Genomic DNA, 19,241 nt, shown 5'->3' with positions numbered 1-19,241 from the left:
AGGTACGCCACCATGAATTTTCAACTGACCCAAGAGCAGGACATGCTGGTCGAGTCCGTGCGCAGCTTCGTCGAAAAAGAACTGCTGCCCCACGAGGATGCGGTCGACCGCGCCGATACCGTTCCGCCGGAGCTGGCCGCGCAGATCCGCGCCAAGGCGATTGCTGCCGGTTTCTACGCGTTCAACATGCCGGAAGAGGTCGGCGGCGGAGGGCTGGATTACCTGTCCCAGGCGTTGATCGAACGTGAGTTGTCCAAGGTGTCGTGGGCACTGCATGTGTTCGTCGCGCGTCCGTCGAAAATCCTCATGGCCTGCAAGGGCGCGCAGATCGAGGATTACCTGTTGCCCTGCGTGCGTGGGGAGAAGATCGACTGCTTCGCCCTCACCGAGCCCGGTGCCGGTTCGGACGCCAATGCGATCAAGACCCGCGCCGTGCGTGACGGCGATGATTTTGTCCTGAACGGCAGCAAGCACTTCATCAGCCACGCCGGGCATGCCGATTTTGCCATCGTGTTCGCGGTCACCGACACCTACGAGCACAACGGCCGCCCGCGCAATGCCGTGACCTCTTTCCTGGTGGACCGTGACACCCCCGGCATGACCATTCGCCGTGGCCCCAAATGCGTGAGCAACCGTGGCTACCACACCAGCGAGATCTTCTTTGACGATTGCCGGGTGCCGGCCTCCAAGGTGCTGGGCGACGTCGGCAAGGGCTGGGACGTGGCCAACGCCTGGCTGACGGCCGGGCGGGTGATGGTCGCGGCCAACTGCGTCGGTCAGGCGCAACGGGCGCTGGACGTGGCGCTGCAATGGGCCGCCGATCGCAAACAGTTCGGCCACGCCATCGGCACTTACCAGGGTATTTCTTTCAAGCTGGCGGACATGGCCACCGAAATCCGCGCCGCCGAACTGCTGGCCCTGAACGCGGCCTGGAAAATGGATCAGGGCACCATGACCGATGGCGAGGCCGGCATGGCCAAGCTGTTCGCCAGCGAAGTGCTGGGCCGCGCGGCGGATGAGGCGGTGCAGATTTTCGGCGGCATGGGCCTGATGGACGAGAGTCCGGTGGAGCGCATCTGGCGCAATGCGCGAATCGAGCGGATCTGGGAGGGAACCTCGGAGATCCAGCGTCACATCATTTCCCGCGAGCTGCTGCGGCCGCTGCTGCGCTGATTGGCCAAGGAGAATCCCATGTCGATCACAGACAACCTCAAGCGCCTGCTCGCGCCGCGTCACCTGGCGTTCGTGGGCGGACGCAGCATGGCGCGGGCGCTCAAGCGCTGCGCCGAGGGCGGTTTTGCCGGCCCGATGTGGCTGGTCAACCCGCAGCACAGCAGCCTGGAAGGCATTCCTTGCGTGGCGTCGATTGCCGAACTGCCGTGCGCACCGGACGGAGTGTTCATCGCCACCCACCGCGAGCATACGCTGAGCTGCGTCGCTGAGCTGGCCGCCAGGGGCGCGGGCGGGGCGATCTGTTATGCCTCCGGGTTCGCCGAAATCGGCGAGTCAGGGGCGGCGCTGCAACAGCAGCTGTTGCAGGCCGCTGGCGACATGGCGCTGCTGGGTCCCAACTGCTACGGCCTGCTCGACTACCTGCACAACGTCGCCCTGTGGCCGGTGGCCCATGGTGGCAAGACGGTAGAGAAGGGCGTGGCGATCCTGACCCAGAGCGGCAACTTCGCCTACAACCTGTCGATGAGCGACCGTTCGCTGCCGCTGGCCTACATGGCGTCGGTGGGCAATCAGGCGCAACTGGGGGTGGCCGAGCTGATGGATGCCTTGCTCGACGAGCCCCGGGTCACCGCCATCGGTTTGCATCTGGAAGGGCTGAAGAACGTGCCCGGCTTTGCCCGCGTCGCGCACAAGGCACTGGAAAAAGGCATCCCGGTGATTGCCCTGAAAACCGGCGTATCGCAAATCGGCGCCGAGCTTGCGCTCAGCCACACCAGCTCGCTGGCCGGTTCCGATGCGCTGTACGACAGCCTGTTCGAGCGCCTCGGGGTGATCCGCGTCAGCGGCCCGGTGAGTTTTGTCGAAACCCTCAAGGCCGCAGCCTGCGGCCGATTGCCGGAGGGCCCGAGCCTGATCGCGCTGGCCTGCTCCGGTGGCGATGCGGGACTGATCGCCGACTACGCCGAACGCAATCAACTGAGCTTGCCCAAACTCGCGGCCCATCAGCGTGATGAGTTGGCGCAGGTACTGCCCGGCTACGCCAACCTGGTCAACCCGCTGGACTTCACGACGGCGATCTGGGGGGACCGCGAGGCCCTGGGAAACATGCTCGATACGGTCCTGCGTACCCCGGCTGATGCGGCGTTGCTGGTGCTCGACTATCCCGCCGAATTCACCGGCGAACGCAAGGAATGCGACCTGCTGCTGGAGCTGTTTTGCGAAGGGCTGCAACGCTACGGCAAGACCGGTTTTGTCACCTCGGCGTTCCCCGAACTGCTGCCGGCCAGTGCCCGCGAGCGCTTGCATGCCCGTGGCATTGCGGCGCTGCAAGGGGTCGAGGACGGGCTGGCCGCCTGGGCACGCATCGCCCATTACCGCGCGTGCCGCGATGCCGTGCTCGAGGGTGGCGAATCGGCGCTGGCGCTGATCTGTCCGCCAGCGTCGCCCGGGGAGGGGAAATGCCTGGATGAGTGGCAATCGAAACAAGCCTTGCGCCCGTTCGGCCTGCCGTTGCCCGATGCGCGCCTGTGCCGCCCTGATCAGGCCCTGGAGCAGGCGCGCAGCCTCGGTTATCCGCTGGTGCTCAAGGTGGTCAGCGCCGACCTGCCGCACAAGACCGAAGCCGGTGGCGTCGCCCTCAACCTCAAGGACGAGCACGCGTTGAGTTGCGCGCTCGAGTGCATGCGCAACGACTTGGCGCAGCGGGCACCGACCCTGGTCTTCGATCAGGTACTGCTCGAGCGCATGGCGCCAGCGCCGCTGGCGGAACTGATCGTCGGCATCAAGCGCGAAACCGGCTTCGGCCTGGCGCTGGTGATCGGCGCCGGCGGGATTCTGGTCGAGCTGCTCAAGGACAGTCGCAGCCTGTTGTTGCCCACCACCGATCAGGCCATTCACGACGCGCTCCTGGGGTTGCGTTGCGCGCCGTTGTTCAGCGGTTTTCGTGGCGGGCCGGCGGTGGATATGCCGGCGCTGGTACGGGCGATCCGGGCGGTGGCGGATTACGCCGTCGAGAATGCCGAGCGCTTGCTGGAGCTGGATGTGAACCCTTTGCTGGTCAATGCCGAAGGCGCGGTGGCGGTGGATGCACTGATCCGCCTGGCCTGATGCACGACCCTGAAATCGAATGCCAAAAGGCGGCCCCCATGAATGTACTGATGCTCCACGCCCACCCCGAACCGCAGTCCTTCACCAGCGCGTTGCGCGATCAGGCGGTACAGACCCTGGAGGCTCAGGGTCACACTGTGCAGGTCTCCGATCTGTACGCGATGAACTGGAACCCGGTGGCCAGCGCCGAAGACTTTTCCGAGCGGGACAACCCCGACTATCTGGTGTACGCCCTCGAACAGCGGCTGAGCGTCAAGCGCCAGAGCCTGGCCCCGGACATCCAGCAGGAACTGGACAAGCTGCTGTGGGCCGACCTGCTGATTCTGAATTTTCCGATCTACTGGTTCTCCGTGCCGGCCATCCTCAAGGGCTGGATCGACCGGGTGCTGGTGTCCGGCGTCTGTTACGGCGGCAAGCGCTTCTACGATCAGGGCGGCCTGGCGGGCAAGAAGGCACTGGTCACCGTAACCCTCGGCGGGCGCGAGCACATGTTCGGTGAAGGTGCGATCCACGGGCCACTGGAAGACATGCTGCGCCCGCTGCTGCGCGGCACGCTGGCGTACGTCGGCCTGGACGTCCTGGCGCCGTTTGTGGCCTGGCACGTGCCCTACATCAGCGCCGCAGCGCGCGAGCAGTTCCTGACCGATTACCATCGGCGCCTGACACATCTGGAACAGGATTCGCCGCTGGTTTTCCCGCGCCTGGCGCAGTTCGACGAGGCGTTGTATCCCCTGCGCTGACGCAATGCTGTACCGTCAGGCATCGAATTTCTGAAGGGCTGGAACACTATGGCTGAGGAAGCGCGTTTCCTGCGCATGGACCCCGAACTGCGCAAGGCCAATCTGGTGGCCGCGACGCTGACGTGTCTGAAAAAGTACGGTTTTGTCGGCACCTCGATCCGCAAGATCTGCGCCGAGGCCGGGGTGTCGGTGGGGTTGATCAGCCATCACTACGCTGGCAAGGATGAACTGGTGGCCGACGCCTACCTGCACATCACCGGGCAGGTGATGAGCCTGTTGCGCGAGTCGGTGGCGAATGCGGGCGACGGTGCACGTCAGCATCTGTCGGCGTTCTTCGAGGCGTCGTTCTCCCCGCGCATGCTCGACCCGGAACTGCTCGAAGCCTGGCTGGCGTTCTGGGGTGCGGTGAAAACCGCCGATGCGATCAACCGCGCCCACGATCATTCCTATGGCGAGTACCGCACGATCATGGGAGACGCTTTACGCCTGTTGGCCCAGGAGGAGGGCTGGGACGCCTTCGACAGCGGCCTGGCGGCCATCGGCCTGAGCGCCTTGCTCGACGGCTTGTGGCTGGAATGCGGGCTCAACCCCAGTACGTTCACCCCGGCCCAGGGTGTGCAGATTTGCGAGGCATGGGTCGATGGCCTGCAAATGGGCGGTTATCGACGCTTCGTCCAGGCGTGATCGTTTCTTGTTGATCGAGTGTTCAGCAAGCGCTAGAGTGCAGACACTGCTTCGCAAAATTCCAAAAAAATACGAACAGGAGCCAGGTCATGACGGGTTGTGTGCTGATTGCGAGTGACGATCCGCAGGTCCACCAACCGTTGCGGATGAGCCTCGACCCGCACGGGTTCGAGGTCCACGTGGCGGGCTCGGTCGATCAGGCCGAAGCGTGCCTCGATGGGGCCACGGTCGGGCTGGTGCTGCTCGACGCGCAGTGGCCGGACGCCCTGGCCCTGACGCGCCAGTGGCGCGAGCGTTCCGAGGTCGGGATCATCCTGGTGGGCGATGACGGCGAACGCCTCGCGGCGCTGGAAGGTGGCGCCGACGATTACCTGATCCACCCCGTGCTCCCTCGCGAACTGGTGGCCCGCGCCCGCAACCTGCTGCGTCGTGTGCAGCCGACACGGCCGCTGATCCAGCCCGACTCACACCTCAAGCGGTTTGCCGGCTGGACCCTCGACACCGATCGTCGGCGCCTGCAGGCCGGTGACGGTCGCGAAACCCTGCTCAGCCACGGCGAGTTCCAGTTGCTCAATCTGTTCATGCGCAACAGTGGCCTGACCTTGAGCCGCGACCAGTTGATGGACCAGTTGCGCAACCGCGAATGGCTGCCCAACGATCGCTCCATCGACGTGCTGGTCGGACGCCTGCGGCGCAAGCTGCATGACAACCCGGCCGAACCCGAGTTGATCATCACCATCCATGGGGCGGGGTACCTGTTCACTGGCGCCGCGTCCTTGGCCGCCTGAATGTTCGAAGATGTAACAGGCGCCGCCCGGCAGTGCTGCTGTTTTCTATAAAACCTTTGTAAATCAATGAATTAATTGCCTTTCGTGAGATTTTTTCGCGACACAGGAAAAGATTGCCTCACTGTTGAACGAGTGTTTAATATCGACAGCATCTTCCACCTCAACAGCACAACAAGACGAGGGCTGGCATGAGTTCACAATCGACCCGGCAAGCTTCATCCACGACCCTCACTGGCGGCCAGGCCCTGGTGCGTCTGCTGGCCAACTACGGGGTCGATACCGTGTTCGGCATTCCCGGTGTGCACACCCTTGAGCTGTATCGCGGCTTGCCCGGCAGCGGCATCCGCCATGTGCTGACCCGTCATGAACAGGGCGCCGGGTTCATGGCCGACGGCTACGCGCGGATCAGCGGCAAACCGGGGGTGTGCTTCGTCATCACCGGCCCTGGCGTCACCAACGCGGCGACGGCCATCGGTCAAGCCTACGCCGACTCGATCCCGATGCTGGTGATCTCCAGCGTCAACCACACCGCCAGCCTCGGCAAAGGCTGGGGGTGCCTGCACGAGACCCAGGATCAACGGGCAATCACGGCACCCATCACCGCGTTTTCGGCGGTGGCCTTGAGCACCGACGATCTGCCCGAGCTGATCGCCCGTGCCTTTGCCGTGTTCGACAGCGAACGGCCACGGCCGGTGCATATTTCCGTGCCGCTGGACGTGTTGTCCGGGGCGATCGGTCGTGACTGGAGCGGCGAGGTGGTGCGTCGTCCTGGACGCGGCCTGCCCGCTGCCCAAGTGCTGGATGAAGCGGCACGACGCCTGCTGGGCAGTCAGCGGCCGATAATCATCGCCGGCGGCGGGGCATTGGCGGCGGGTGCCGAATTGCAGGTCCTGAGCGAACGCCTCGGCGCACCGCTGTTTACCAGCGTCGCCGGCAAAGGCCTGGCGTCGGATGCGCCCTTGCTGGCCGGCGCGAGTCTGTGTGTTCAACCGGGTTGGGAACTGATCGCGCAAGCCGACGTGGTGCTGGCGGTCGGCACGGAAATGGCCGATACCGATTACTGGCGCGAGCGGCTGCCGTTGAGCGGTGAGGTGATCCGCATCGACATCGATCCGCGCAAGTTCAACGATTTCTACCCCTGTGCCGTCGCCTTGCAGGGCGACGCGCAACAGACCCTGGGTGCCTTGCTGACGCGACTGCCCGACACCGCGCGCGAATCCCGCGCAGCGGTCGACGCGGTAGCCCGTCTGAAAGACGCCGTGCGAGCCGGCCACGGTGAACTGCAAGCGTTGCACCAGCGCATTCTCGACCGCATCGCCGCCGCGGTGCCCGCCGATACGTTCATCAGCAGCGACATGACTCAACTGGCCTACACCGGCAACTATGCGTTTGCCAGCCGGGGCATCCGCAGCTGGTTGCACCCCACCGGCTACGGCACCCTCGGTTATGGCCTGCCCGCCGGTATCGGCGCCAAGTTCGGCGCACCGCAGCGACCCGGCCTGGTGCTGGTGGGGGACGGCGGCTTCCTTTACACCGTGCAGGAACTGGCCACTGCCGTCGAAGAACTGGACAGCCCGCTGGTAGTGCTGCTGTGGAACAACGACGCACTGGGGCAGATCCGCGACGACATGCTCAGCCTCGATATCGAGCCGGTCGGCGTGTTGCCCCGCAACCCCGATTTCGCACTGCTGGCCCGAGCCTTCGGTTGCACCGTTTACGAGCCGCAGAGCCTCGGTGAACTGGAGCGCGACCTGTGCCGTGGTTTTGCCCAGGCCGGCGTGACCCTGATCGAGCTCAGGCACGCCTGCGCGCTGATGTAACTGCAAGAGCGAGCTTGCTCGCCAGATACCTGCGGACAACGCGGGCACTCAGGCGACCGGCGTCATCATTGACGACCATTCGCAGGCCAGCTCGCGCCTGCAGGGGATCTACGTTTTCCGCGTAAAACGGCTCGACTGTCGTGAAAACGACCTGTTTACGCTGAACGCGAACACGCCGGACTTTTCTGTTGAACGAGTGTTCAGCTTCGACTATGTTGGCTCCACCACCCCCCGGTTGGTTGCGGGCTTGCGTTTCTTCCCTTCGAACGAGGCACTGGCATGCGGTTTTCACCCTTTGTTGAGCGGATTGCAGGCGATGGCGTTGCCGCCTGGGATATTCACAACGCGGCGTACGAAGCCAAGCGTCGGGGCGAGGATGTGATCATCCTCAGCGTGGGCGACCCGGATTTCCCCACCCCCGATTTCATCACCGAGGCAGCGGTCCAGGCCTTGCGCGAAGGCGACACCCACTACACCGAGATCGCCGGTCGCCAGGCGCTGCGCGAGGCCATTGCCGAGCGCTACGGCAAGCTGTTCGACCGTGAGTTGCAGGCGTCCAACGTGATCATCGTCGCCGGTGCGCAGAACGCATTGTTCGCCACGTCGATGTGCCTGCTCAACGCGGGCGACGAGGTGATTGCCCTCGACCCGATGTACGTGACCTACGAGGCGACGCTCAAGGCCTCCGGCGCCACCCTGGTGCGGGTGCCGTGTTCGGCGGATGCCGGTTTTCGGCTCGACGCCGCCGTGCTCGCCAAGGCCATCACCCCGCGCACCCGCGCCATTTTCCTGTCCAACCCCAACAACCCCACCGGCGTGGTGCTGAGCCGCGAAGAGCTGCAGGGCATCGCCGACCTCGCCATCGCCCATGACCTGTGGGTGGTGGTGGACGAGGTGTACGAGAGCCTGGCGTTCGAGCGCGAACACGTGAGCCTGGCGGCGTTGCCCGGGATGGCGGAACGCTGCGTGGTGATCGGCAGCCTGTCGAAATCCCATGCTATGACCGGCTGGCGCACGGGCTGGATCGTTGCCGACCAGGCCTTGGTGGCCCACGCCGAAAACCTGGTGCTGAGCATGCTCTACGGCTTGCCGGGATTCGTCATGGAAGCCGCGCTGAAGGCGGTGCAGGCCCATGACGAAGTCACCCACGGCATGCGTGACATCTATCGCCACCGGCGTGATCTGGTTGTGGCCGGGCTGGCGGATTGTCCGGGCATTTCGGTGCTGACCCCCGATGCCGGCATGTTCGTGCTGATCGACGTGCGCGCCACCGGGCTGACCTCGCTGGAGTTCGCCTGGCGTCTGTTGCGCGAGGCCAAGGTCTCGGTGCTGGACGCGGCGGCGTTCGGTGAGCCCGCGCAGGGGTTTGTCCGGCTCTCGTTCACCCTGGGTGAAGAGCGCCTCGCGCAGGCCTGCCAGCGCATTCGCGATTTCGTCCGCGTGCTGCACGGCGAAGCGCCGCGACCGCGCCTTGCTTCGGTGACCCACAGTGCAGCGGCGGCTGAGCCGGCGGTGGCCAGGACCATGATCGAAGTCGACCAGTTGCACAAACGCTTCGGCAATATCGAGGTGCTCAAGGGAGTTTCGCTGACGGCGCGTGAAGGCGATGTGATCTCGCTGATCGGCGCCAGCGGCTCGGGCAAAAGTACCTTGCTGCGTTGCATCAACATGCTCGAAGTGCCCGACCAGGGGCGCATTCTGGTGGACGGCGAGAGCATTCAACTCAACCACACACGCCCCGGTGCACCGCTGGTGTCCGACACCCGGCAATTGGTGCGGATCCGCTCGAGCCTGGGCATGGTGTTCCAGAACTTCAACCTCTGGCCCCATCGCACCGTGCTGGAAAACCTCATCGAAGCACCGACCCAGGTCCTGCGCGAAAGCCGTGCCGAAGCCACTGAGCGGGCCGAAGCCTTGCTGGAACGCGTCGGTCTTTCGGCCAAACGCAACGAGTATCCGGCGTTTCTCTCCGGCGGACAGCAGCAGCGCGTGGCCATCGCCCGCGCCCTGGCCATGCGCCCCAAAGTCATGCTGTTCGATGAGCCCACCTCGGCGCTCGACCCGGAACTGGTCGGTGAAGTGCTGCGGGTCATTCGCTCCCTCGCGGAAGAGGGCCGGACCATGATCCTGGTCACGCACGAGATGGCGTTCGCCCGCGACGTGTCGAGCAAGATCGCCTACCTGCACCAGGGATTGATCGAGGAAACCGGTTCGCCGGATGAAGTGTTCGTACACCCACGCAGTGAACGTTGCCGACAGTTCGTCAACGCTCATCAAACTCGCTAACGCATCATGAAAAGACGGGGAAACATCATGGGAAATCGACGTTTGGCAAACTGGTTGACCGGCGTGGCCTGCGTAATGCTGGCCGGCATGAGTGCGGCGCAGGCCCAGCCGATCAGGTTCGCGGTCGCCGCCGAACCTTATCCGCCGTACACCGAGAAACAGGCCAACGGTGAGTGGAAAGGTTTCGAAGTGGACCTGATCCACAAGTTGTGCAGCGAAATGAAAGCCGAGTGCGAGATCAAGGAAGTGGCGTGGGACGGGATCATCCCGTCGTTGCTGGCAAAGAAGATCGACGTGATTTTCTCTTCGATGTCGGTGACCGAGGAACGTGAGAAGCAGATCGCCTTCAGCAAGGCGTACTACGACTCGGTGATCGCGATTGTCGGGCCGAAAGAGGCGTCGGTGAAAAAGTATCCGGATGACCTCAAGGGCAAGACCATCGGGGTGCAGAACTCGACGGTCAGCGCCAGTTACCTGAAGACGTACTACGAGAAAATCGCCGACGTTAAGTACTACGACACTCAGGATTCGGCCAACGCCGACCTGATCGCCGGGCGCATCGACCTGATGATGGCGGACGGTACGGCGATGGCGGCTTTCGTCAAGACGCCGGATGCCAAGGACCTGGCCTACCTCGGCGCCGTGCCCTACGACCCGATCTTCGGCAAGGGCGTGGGTGCCGGCCTGCGCAAGGATGACGCCGAGCTCAAGGCGCGGCTCGACAAGGCGATCACTACCCTGCTGGCCAGCAAGGACTACGACGACCTCTCCGAGCACTACTTCGGTACCAGTGTGAAGCCGGCATTCTGAGGGTGTTCCCCTGTGGGTACGAGCCTGCTCGCGATGCGCGGTGTCCATGACCGAGCGCCATCGCGAGCAGACTCGCGCCCACAGGTGGGGCCTTTACCCATGGAAATAGCGGCAGACATCCGATTCATCAACGGAGACTGAAATGCCAGCCATGTTCGAGTTGATCAATTTCACTGAAACAGGGTGGGGCGGGGCGCTGTTGCGGGGGTTGTGGATGACCCTGCAGATCTCCGCCGGTGCCTTTGTGCTCGGGCTGCTGATCGGCCTGGTCGTGGCCTGCCTGAAGTTGCACGGCCCACGGCCCGTCGCTGCACTGTTTCGCGGCTACACCACGCTGTTTCGTGCGGTTCCGGAGTTGCTGCTGATTCTGTTGCTGTATTACGTCGGCTCGATGCTGATCAACTCGTTGATGGCCAAATTGGGTTACGGCGCGGTCAACGTCAGCGGCCCGCTGGCGGCCATCGTCGTGCTGGGCCTGGTGCAGGGCGCCTATGCCTCGGAGATTTTCCGCGCGGCGATCCAGGCGATTCCCTATGGCCAGATCGAGGCGGCGAAAGCTTTCGGGCTGCATGGTTTCGCTCTGTTCCGCCGGGTCACGCTGCCGATCATGGCGCCCTACGCCATGGCGGGCATGGCCAACCTGTGGATCAACCTGATCAAGGACAGCGCGCTGATCAGCGTGGTCGGCACCAACGAACTGTTGTACACCGCCAAGCAGGGCGCGGGTTCGACGCGTCATTACCTGTTGTTCTACCTCACGGCTGCGGCGATGTACTACGCGGTGACGCTGGTGTCCAACTACCTGTCGGGACGGCTTGAGCGACGCATTCGTCGCTGGATGCCCTTGGTCGAGTGATTGAAATGATTCCAGCGTGGATAGTCGAATACGCGGAGCTGTTGAGCCGTGGCCTGCAAACCACCGTGACCCTGTTGCTGCTATCCAGCGTGTTCGGCTTCCTGCTGGCCATCCTGGTTGCACTGGCGCGGATCTCGAAATACAAAGTGATCGCCCGGACCAGCCTGTTCTACACCAGCGTGTTCCGTGGCACGCCATTGCTGATCCAGATCTACATCTTCTACTACGGGCTCGGCAGCCTGTTCGCGCAGTTCCCGTTGATTCGCGGCAGCTTTCTGTGGCCCTACCTGCGTGACGGTTACTGGTACATCGTGTTTGCCCTGGTGCTGTCGATGGGCGCCTACGTCGGCGAGGTGATTCGCGGCGGCCTGCTGGCGGTGCCCAAGGGTGAAATGGAAGCGGCCTCGGCCTTTGGCATGACGTCGCGCCAGTCGCTGTTGCGCGTGCGCCTGCCGCGTGCCATGCGCCTGCTGTTGCCAACGCTGGCCGGTGAAACGGTGATGCTGCTCAAGTCCACGGCACTGGCCTCGACCATCGCGGTGATCGATCTGCTGGGCGCCGCCAACGTGGTCCGTGCGCAAACCCTGCAAGTGTACGAACCGTTGCTGCTGGTGGCCGGCGTGTATGTGTGCCTGACCTTCCTGATCGAGGCATTGTTCGCCTTCGTCGAGCGACGCGGCACCCCCGTGCGCAGGTCCGCCTGATGTCCGCGCCAGGCCGTGTCGACCGCTCGTTGCAGGGCATCGGCCTGTGCACCCTGGGCTACGCGTTTCTGGCATTGCAGGATGCCGCCATCAAGTGGCTGGTGGCCGACTATTCGGTGGTCAGCATATTGTTCTGGCGCAGTCTGGTGGTGGTCACTGTCTGCCTGCTGGTCGGCCGTCTGCAACTGGTACGACGCGCCTGGCGTTCGCCGAGCCGGCGGTTGCTGGTGGTCCGGGGGTTGTTGTCGCTGGTGGCTTGGGTGCTGTACTACACGGCCGCCCGTGACCTGACCTTGGCCGAAATGACCACGCTGTATTTTTCCGCGCCGATCATCGTCACGGTGCTGGCAACGGTGATCCTCAAGGAGCGGGCCAGCGCCTGGCAGTGGTTGAGCCTGGTGATCGGCTTCGTCGGGGTGATCATCGCGTGCCGCCCAAGCCACATGACCGACCCGCTGCCCATCGTGCTGACGCTGCTGGCGGCGCTGTGCTGGGCGTTCACCTACATCCAGTTGCGACAGGTGGATGAACAGACCTCGGTGCTGGAGCAATTGCTGATCACCAACGTGGTGTTCGTCCTGTGCATGACGATCGCCTTGCCCTGGACCCACACGCCGGTGCCGACCCCGGCGTGGCTGGGCATGCTCGGCGCCGGGCTGGTGGGGGGCATCGGCCAGTTCCTGGTGTTCGCCAGTTTCCAGCGGGCGACGGCGACCGTGCTGGCGCCGTTCGAGTACACCGGGCTGATCTGGGCGTTTCTGCTGTCGAGCCTGATCTGGGGCACCCTGATGGATGGGTCGCTGATCATCGGTGCCGCGCTGATCGCGGTCAGTGGCACCCTGGCGATGATCTTCGGGCGGCACCCGTCACAGGACGTCGTCGGTGCCGAATGCTCCGTGACGCAGCCCCTTTACCCAGCAACGGCTGATGTGCAGGCCGTTGGCGGGGCTGAAGGTGTCGGGGTTGAGGCACCACTCGAGCCAGAGTCCGTCGAGCATCGCCGATAGGCCGATGGCGGCCAGGCGTGTGTCGTGGATCACGAAGCCTTCGCTGGCGGCCAGGTCGTCGAGCAGGCTGCGCAGCAGATCGAGGTAGGCGCGGTAGCTTTTTTCGTGGGACTGGCTGACGTCGTCCGAGTGACGGATCAGGCTCCAGAACACGACCCAGACGCCGAGCAGTTTCGGGTCCATGACCCTGGGGGAAAAGGAGCCGACGAGGAAGGTGTCCATTTTTTCCGCCGGCGTGCCGGCCTGCTGGATTTCCTGGCGCAGGGCGCTGGTCAGTTCACTGGCGAGCTTGTGGTAGGTGTCGGCGATCAAGGCGTCGATGCTGCCGAAATGATGATTGAGCAGGCCGACAGACACGCCGGCTTCGGTGGCGATGCGCCGCACGGAAATCCCGGCGTGGCCGTCGCGGGCCAGGCAGCGCAGGGTCGCGGCCACCAGCAGTTCACGGCGCTCGTCGGGTTCAACGCGACGGTATTTGGGGGCGTCAGTAGTCACATCGAATTCCTTGGGTGCGATGTTGCCGAGCTTAGTTGAGCGCTCGTTCAATAGCCAGCGTTGGCAGCAGTGGTTTTCAATGATCGGGAGCGGGCAGATGGCGCAGGATATTTCGTTCGAGGTTCACAACAATAATGGCGATCCGGTGCGGGTCGGGGCCTGGCGATTCAGCGGTAATGGCAGCGGACCGGCGGTGCATTTGCAGGCCGGGGTACATGCCGATGAGATTGCCGGGATGCTGGTGTTGCACCGGTTGATGCAGCGGCTTGCCGTCGCCGAGGCCGATGGCCGTCTTCGCGGTCGGGTGACGGTCGTGCCACAGGCCAATCCATTGGGCATCGGCCAGTTTCGCCAGGGACGGATTCTGGGGCGTTTCCATGACGCCACCGGGCACAACTTCAATCGCGGCTTCGATCAGTCGGCCGCCATGGCCCGGCCTTCGACCAATGTCCAGGCCTGGCAGAAAAGCCTCGTGCAACTGGCTGCCGATGCCGAGGTGGTGCTGGACCTGCACACCGATGACGAAGCATTGCCTTACCTCTACGTGCATCGGCGCTTCGGCACGCAGGGGCGGACGCTGGCGGCGGCAATGAAGATGGACCTGGCGATCCTCTGGGATGAGGGCGGCGATGGCTCCTTCGAGGAAACCCTCATCGCCCCCTGGCTGCGGGACGGCGTCAGCGAACGGCACATGGCCGCGACCCTGGAGCTGCGCGGGCAGGGCGACGTCAACGACCGCTTTGCCGAGCAGGACGCCGAAGGCCTGTACGCCTGGCTGTGCCATTGCGGGGTGATCGATGCACCATCAACGGTGGCCGACTGGCCCGTCGAAGTCAGGGAAATGGGGCAGATGGAAACCCTGCTCGCGCCGCAGCCGGGCGTGCTGATCTTTGAGAGGGAACTGGGTGATTTTGTCGAAGAAGGGCAGCGCTTTGCGCGCATTCTCGGACGACCGGGCGACCCGTCTTCCGAGGTGGTGCTGTACGCGGAGCAGGCCGGCAGAATGGTCACACGCTACCGGGATCGCCTGGTGGCCCAGGGCATGGTGGTGGCGAAATTCACCGGCAACCGGATGTCGCGCAACTGGAGCGGGGGATTGCTCGACCCCAACTGAGGGTCGAGCACGCCGGGTGCTAGAACGAGCAGACTGCGCCCTGGAACACCACGCGACCGAACTGCGCGTTGTCGTCCAGTGGCGTCACGGCCAGCAATTGATCCAGGCGGATTTCCTGTGGGCCGTCAGCGCTTTCAACGCAGAGAAACTCTTCCTTGTCGCTGGAGGTGCGCGTGGTCAGCGCCTTGGCCGTCAGGCTTGCGCCATCGATCAACTCCACCTGCAGGCGATAACCGCGCAGACAGGCGATTTCCAGGTAGTCGTGCAGATCACAATCCAAGGGCTGATACGCGTTCATTTCGTTACTCCTGGCAACCTTGCAGTTTGATGATGAAGTGCCCCTGGCGGCTGATCGCCTCGGACACCACGGGGTTGGTCGGTTCAACGTGACAGAACCGGCATTCGTTCAGGGCGATATCCTCGTCCTGAACGCCTTGCTCCTCCAGGAACCGGCGTGCGTAGGTTTTGGCCAGTTCGCTGTCGTTGCTGTCGATCAGGACATCGAAGTGTATATAACGACCGTCTTTGGTGCGCACGTGGGTGTCGAATACTTTGACGTTCATCATTGGCTCTCCTTCAGTTTCCAGGTGCCGGGCAGGGAAAGGTCGCCCGAGGCAATGTCGTAGACGCTGCTGACGCACAGCAGCGGGTCGTGCAGGTCGGCGTTGACCTTCAGCGCAGCGGTGACGCCGTCGTAGTTGAAGCTTTCAGGAAAGCCCACCGCTGCCAGTGGCACGCGAATCTGCGCGGCGTTGTCGGCGACGCTCAGGCGGTAGCCGGGGGAGTCGATGTAAATCGGCGCACCGGGCCAGGTGGCTGGCAGTTTCGGCTTGGCGTCCTTGGGAATGTCGCGCACTTTCAGGCCGCCAGGCCCGCAGCTTTCGTCCTTGGTCAGGACCACCCAGTGGGAATGCCAGAGGCCGCCGTCGTTGTCTTTTTTGCCGTCGTTGTTTTCGTCCAGTTGCGGGGTGTCATCGAAATCCGGGTGCGAGGTCAGCGCCAGCGCCAGGATGCCCGACTTGGCCTCGAAGCCGACCACCGAACTGTCCAGGCTGGTCGGCCAGACGTAACTGTAAACCTCGGCACCGGCGAAAGAGCCTTGGGCGGATGGCACTCGGCTACCGGCCTTGCCGTCGACCAGTTGCTCGAACACCAGGTCGTTGCCTTGCTTGAAGACGCGTGTGTGCACCAGGTCGAACGCTGCGTCGGTCTTGCTCTTGTCGCTGTGAATGCCCTCCGGGCCGTGTGCCCATGCCTGTGAAGCGAGCAGGGTGCCGAGGGTCAGTGCCAGTACGGTTTTCATGAAGCCTCCGGTTGAATGGGTGAAAAAGTAGTTTCGAATCGACACGTAAAAGCCTACTGCAAAGCCGGGCTTTGTCAATATGGTTTTTATCCGATACTATTTATCGAGCTCATTGATCAGGAACTGCCCGTGCTATTCGATCTGTTGGAAAGGCTGTCGAGCCTGACCCGCGTCTGGTTCCGCGAACACCCGAAGCTGACGGATTTGCAGCCGATTCAGTTGAGTGCGCTGTTGTACCTGGGGCGCTGCAACCGTTACTCCAACACACCCTTGGCGGTCACCGAATACCTGGGGCTGACCAAGGGCACGGTCTCGCAATCGCTCAAGGCCCTGGAAAGCAAAGGCCTGCTGGTCAAGACCCAGGACACGAAAGACAAGCGCAGCGTGCACCTGCAGCTGACGGCGCCCGCCCGGGCGCTCCTCGACGCGGTGATGCCGCCAGACTTCCTGGTCGCGGCCGCCCAACGCATGGGAACACGCTCGGAGGATCTGGAAGGGCTGCTGCTGGAATTGCTGAGAAACATCCAGCGAGGGGAAAACGTCCCGAGCTTCGGCCTGTGCCGCAGCTGCCGCTTTCATCAGCAAAGGGAAGGTGGAGCCTTCTGCGGCCTGACCCAGGAACCGCTGGAGTCACTGGAAACCGGGTTGATCTGTCGCGAGCACGTCGTGCCCGAGACCTCTGACGCGTGATCCCTCTGAAACGCTGAAATTGTCCTATTAAGATCTCATCGTGTCTGCTATGGATCTTATGATTGCAACTCAACACCGCTAGTATCGCCTCGTGCAAAACACTCGGCGAAGTATTTGGCAGCGTCTTTGAACGTCGTTTGCCGAACGTTAAAGTGCGCCTTGGAAAAGGCCGCCGGGTTTTGCATAAACCGTCTCGCTCTTAATAAAAATAAAAGAGAGTTCATATGCGATATTACGCCCGGGTCACTCAACACGCTGTTTCGAGCTCATTCAAATGTCTATTGTTGGGCGGTGCGCTGATGCCGCTTGCCTCGATGGCCGAGGGCTTCGTCGATGATGCGCAGGTCAGCGCCAACTTCAGAAACTACTACATCAACCGCAACTTCACCGAACGCAACTACCCGCAAGCGAAGGCCGAGGAATGGACGCAGAGTGTGATCATCGATGCGCGATCCGGGTTTACCTCGGGAGCAGTCGGGTTCGGCGTCGACGCCCTGGGTCTTTATTCGCAAAAGCTCGATGGCGGCAGGGGCACCACCAACACGCAGCTCTTGCCAGTGCATGCCGATGGGCGACCGGCGGATGACTTCGGACGCCTGGCGGTCGCCGCGAAAGTGCGCTTCGCCAGGACCCAGGCGCGCATTGGTGAATGGGCCGTCGCGCTGCCGGTGATTCGCTCGGATGACGGCCGATCACTCCCGCAAACATTTCGCGGTGCACAAATCACTTCGAAAGACCTGGACAACTTCACGTTCAACGGCGGGCAGTTTCGTGGAAACAGTCCACGCAATGACGCGAGTATGGAGCGGATGTCGATGTTCAATCGGCCGGACGCAACGTCCGATCGCTTCAACTTTGCCGGTGTGGAATATGCGTTCAATGACAAACGGACTCAGGTTGGCGCGTGGTACGCACAGTTGGAGGATATCTATCATCAGCGCTATTTCAATCTGACCCACACACAACCCGTGGGGCAATGGGTGTTAGGTGCGAACCTCGGTTATTTCAGCGGCGAGGACGACGGCAAGAAACTGGCAGGTGCACTCGATAACAAAACCTGGTCCGCCTTGTTGTCCGCACGTTTTCAGGCCAGTACGTTTTATCTGGGCCTGCAAAAAGTGCAAGGCGATAACTGGATGCGCCTCAACGGCACCAGCGGTGCAACACTGGCGAACGATAGTTTCAGTAACAGTTATGACTTCGCCAATGAGCGCTCCTGGCAAATTCGCCATGACTTCGATTTCGCCGGATTGGGCATGCCGGGGCTGACCCTGATGAACCGTTACATTAACGGCTCCGATGTCCACAGCGGTGGTGTCACCGACGGCAGGGAGTGGGGGCGGGAATCCGAATTGACGTATGTCGTACAAGGCGGCACCCTGAAAAACCTGTCCATCCGCTGGCGCAACTCGGTGATCAAACGCGATTTCAGTCTGGCGGACTTCAACGAAAACCGGTTGATCGTCAGTTACCCGCTGTCCATTCTCTAAGGCGCCAAGGGTGATGGATCGACCGCGCGACCATCACCCTCATCCCTGGCGGTAGTCCCTGGTGGTTTTGCCGGTCCAGCGCTTGAAGGCGCGACGAAAGTTGGTCGGCTCCGAGAACCCCAGCAGAAGCGCAATATCGTCCGTGCTCATGATTGTGGTCTTGAGGTATTCGATGGCCAGCGAACACCTGACGTCATCGGTAATGGCCACGAACGAGGTGCCCTCGTCCTGCAATTTGCGGCGCAGGTTGCGGGTGGTCATGTGCAGTTTTTCCGCCACGGTTTCCATGTCCGGAAACGCGCCCGGTGTTTGCATCATCATCTGATACACCTCGCCGGAGATGCCCGACGACACTTTCGCCTGGCCGATCAGGCGATCACAGGTTTCCTGCAGCACCGTCGCTGTCAGCCGATGGGCCAGATGGGGCTTTTGCTCGAGAATCGAACTGTCGTAGTGCAGCTCGCATTGATCGTGGTCGAAGACACACGGGCAGCCCAGGTATTGTTCGTAAAGGCTGGCGTGCGCCGGCGCGGCATAGGAAAAACAGGCTTTGGTCGGCGGACAGCTTCTGCCGAACACGTCCTGCAGGTGGGTGACGTGTTGGGTGAATTGCTGTTCGATCAGAAACCGTTTGATTTCCATCGATGGCACCGGGTTGGACGCATCGGGAAAGGTCCATACGGCCTCGTTCTCATACTCGTGCCATTCGATCGTCAAGGTCGGCGTGGCGAGGGAGTGGTATTTCACCCCGAGCCGGAAATAGTCGCGCAATGACAGACAGGACATCAGCGCATAGCCATACATGCCATAGGCCGACAGATGGAGGCGCGAGCCGGTCTTGAAGGGGGTGGCGGGGTCTGTGGACAGCGACACCGCGTTACTGCAGACCGCCGCGTATTGCCGCACCGAAGTCAGTGCGGTCGCGTCATAGATTGCTTCCTCGGCGACGCCGCTGCCTTTGAGGCTGTCCGCCGGGGCGATGCCTTGTTCGCTTAACACCTCCACCAGCGCCGCGATCTTGTAGGGCGCGTAGATACGCTCATTGAACAGGGGCATTTTCAGCGCCATGGGTTAACTCCTGAAGGTGTCCCTTAGGGATTCATTGGTGTCCGTTAAGGATCTTACTATCGCCCGGTAAATTCAATAAGCTCGTCTCACGAAAGGCGGCTGCGAAC

The 19,241-nt window shown here is 62.8% G+C and carries 18 protein-coding genes and 1 pseudogene; 14 read left to right on the top strand and 5 right to left on the bottom strand.

The window, feature by feature from the left end; translation table 11 throughout:
• Positions 1–12 precede the first annotated feature (12 nt).
• The 11 genes from IB249_RS09235 (at position 13) to IB249_RS29725 (ending at position 12,974) form a co-directional block, all read left to right on the top strand.
• Positions 13–1,173, top strand: a complete 1,161-nt coding sequence (locus IB249_RS09235; protein WP_192303788.1) for an acyl-CoA dehydrogenase family protein — start codon at positions 13–15, stop codon at positions 1,171–1,173.
• A gap of 18 nt (positions 1,174–1,191) precedes the next feature.
• Complete coding sequence (locus tag IB249_RS09230; RefSeq protein WP_192303786.1) at positions 1,192–3,279, top strand: acetate--CoA ligase family protein; 2,088 nt, start codon at positions 1,192–1,194, stop codon at positions 3,277–3,279.
• Positions 3,280–3,317: 38 nt separating this feature from the next.
• Complete coding sequence (locus IB249_RS09225) at positions 3,318–4,019, top strand: NAD(P)H-dependent oxidoreductase (protein ID WP_192303784.1); 702 nt, start codon at positions 3,318–3,320, stop codon at positions 4,017–4,019.
• A 48-nt stretch (positions 4,020–4,067) separates the two neighbouring features.
• The gene (locus IB249_RS09220; protein WP_192303782.1) at positions 4,068–4,703 is read left to right on the top strand and encodes a TetR family transcriptional regulator C-terminal domain-containing protein; all 636 of its coding nucleotides are present in this window, start codon (positions 4,068–4,070) and stop codon (positions 4,701–4,703) included.
• A gap of 89 nt (positions 4,704–4,792) precedes the next feature.
• Positions 4,793–5,491, top strand: coding sequence for a response regulator transcription factor (locus tag IB249_RS09215; protein WP_192303780.1), 699 nt, complete (start codon positions 4,793–4,795; stop codon positions 5,489–5,491).
• A 188-nt stretch (positions 5,492–5,679) separates the two neighbouring features.
• Positions 5,680–7,311, top strand: coding sequence for a 5-guanidino-2-oxopentanoate decarboxylase (locus IB249_RS09210; protein ID WP_192303778.1), 1,632 nt, complete (start codon positions 5,680–5,682; stop codon positions 7,309–7,311).
• A 279-nt stretch (positions 7,312–7,590) separates the two neighbouring features.
• Positions 7,591–9,597 (top strand): aminotransferase class I/II-fold pyridoxal phosphate-dependent enzyme, encoded by a 2,007-nt coding sequence (locus tag IB249_RS30000; protein ID WP_192303776.1) that lies wholly within the window; start codon positions 7,591–7,593, stop codon positions 9,595–9,597.
• Positions 9,598–9,624: 27 nt separating this feature from the next.
• The gene (locus IB249_RS09200; RefSeq protein WP_192303774.1) at positions 9,625–10,407 is read left to right on the top strand and encodes a transporter substrate-binding domain-containing protein; all 783 of its coding nucleotides are present in this window, start codon (positions 9,625–9,627) and stop codon (positions 10,405–10,407) included.
• A gap of 142 nt (positions 10,408–10,549) precedes the next feature.
• Positions 10,550–11,263 carry an ABC transporter permease gene (locus IB249_RS09195; protein ID WP_192303772.1) on the top strand — a complete coding sequence of 238 codons (714 nt, stop codon included), beginning with the start codon at positions 10,550–10,552 and terminating at the stop codon, positions 11,261–11,263.
• Positions 11,264–11,268: 5 nt separating this feature from the next.
• The gene (locus IB249_RS09190; protein WP_192303770.1) at positions 11,269–11,967 is read left to right on the top strand and encodes an ABC transporter permease; all 699 of its coding nucleotides are present in this window, start codon (positions 11,269–11,271) and stop codon (positions 11,965–11,967) included.
• Positions 11,967–12,974, top strand: coding sequence for a DMT family transporter (locus tag IB249_RS29725; RefSeq protein ID WP_225606891.1), 1,008 nt, complete (start codon positions 11,967–11,969; stop codon positions 12,972–12,974). Before IB249_RS09190 ends, IB249_RS29725 begins: the two co-directional genes overlap by 1 nt.
• Here the strand turns inward: IB249_RS29725 and IB249_RS09185 are convergent.
• Positions 12,930–13,358, bottom strand: a pseudogene (locus IB249_RS09185) (TetR family transcriptional regulator C-terminal domain-containing protein); the annotation flags it as partial. The gene IB249_RS29725 and the pseudogene IB249_RS09185 overlap by 45 nt on opposite strands.
• Positions 13,359–13,566: 208 nt before the next feature.
• Between IB249_RS09185 and IB249_RS09180 the strand changes: the two are divergent.
• Positions 13,567–14,583 carry a succinylglutamate desuccinylase/aspartoacylase family protein gene (locus IB249_RS09180; protein ID WP_192303766.1) on the top strand — a complete coding sequence of 339 codons (1,017 nt, stop codon included), beginning with the start codon at positions 13,567–13,569 and terminating at the stop codon, positions 14,581–14,583.
• 19 nt (positions 14,584–14,602) lie between these two features.
• Here the strand turns inward: IB249_RS09180 and IB249_RS09175 are convergent, their stop codons facing one another.
• The 3 genes from IB249_RS09175 to IB249_RS09165 are packed head-to-tail and all read right to left on the bottom strand — an operon-like array spanning position 14,603 to position 15,886.
• Complete coding sequence (locus IB249_RS09175; protein WP_192303764.1) at positions 14,603–14,881, bottom strand: Rho-binding antiterminator; 279 nt, start codon at positions 14,879–14,881, stop codon at positions 14,603–14,605.
• A 4-nt stretch (positions 14,882–14,885) separates the two neighbouring features.
• The gene (locus tag IB249_RS09170; protein WP_192303762.1) at positions 14,886–15,146 is read right to left on the bottom strand and encodes a DUF2024 family protein; all 261 of its coding nucleotides are present in this window, start codon (positions 15,144–15,146) and stop codon (positions 14,886–14,888) included.
• Positions 15,146–15,886, bottom strand: coding sequence for a hypothetical protein (locus IB249_RS09165; protein WP_192303760.1), 741 nt, complete (start codon positions 15,884–15,886; stop codon positions 15,146–15,148). Before IB249_RS09165 ends, IB249_RS09170 begins: the two co-directional genes overlap by 1 nt.
• 129 nt (positions 15,887–16,015) lie before the next feature.
• On the opposite strand from IB249_RS09165, the gene IB249_RS09160 reads away from it, so the two are divergent.
• Complete coding sequence (locus tag IB249_RS09160; protein WP_318653498.1) at positions 16,016–16,576, top strand: MarR family winged helix-turn-helix transcriptional regulator; 561 nt, start codon at positions 16,016–16,018, stop codon at positions 16,574–16,576.
• 299 nt (positions 16,577–16,875) lie between these two features.
• Positions 16,876–18,066, top strand: a complete 1,191-nt coding sequence (locus IB249_RS09155; protein WP_225606890.1) for an OprD family porin — start codon at positions 16,876–16,878, stop codon at positions 18,064–18,066.
• 39 nt (positions 18,067–18,105) lie between these two features.
• Here the strand turns inward: IB249_RS09155 and IB249_RS09150 are convergent, their stop codons facing one another.
• Positions 18,106–19,134 (bottom strand): AraC family transcriptional regulator, encoded by a 1,029-nt coding sequence (locus tag IB249_RS09150; protein ID WP_192303754.1) that lies wholly within the window; start codon positions 19,132–19,134, stop codon positions 18,106–18,108.
• Positions 19,135–19,241 lie beyond the last annotated feature (107 nt).

The organism is Pseudomonas sp. PDM04 (assembly GCF_014851765.1).
In the GTDB taxonomy this organism is placed as follows: domain Bacteria; phylum Pseudomonadota; class Gammaproteobacteria; order Pseudomonadales; family Pseudomonadaceae; genus Aquipseudomonas.
Note: the sequence above shows the minus strand (reverse complement) of the source record. Positions and strands in the feature narration are given on the sequence as shown.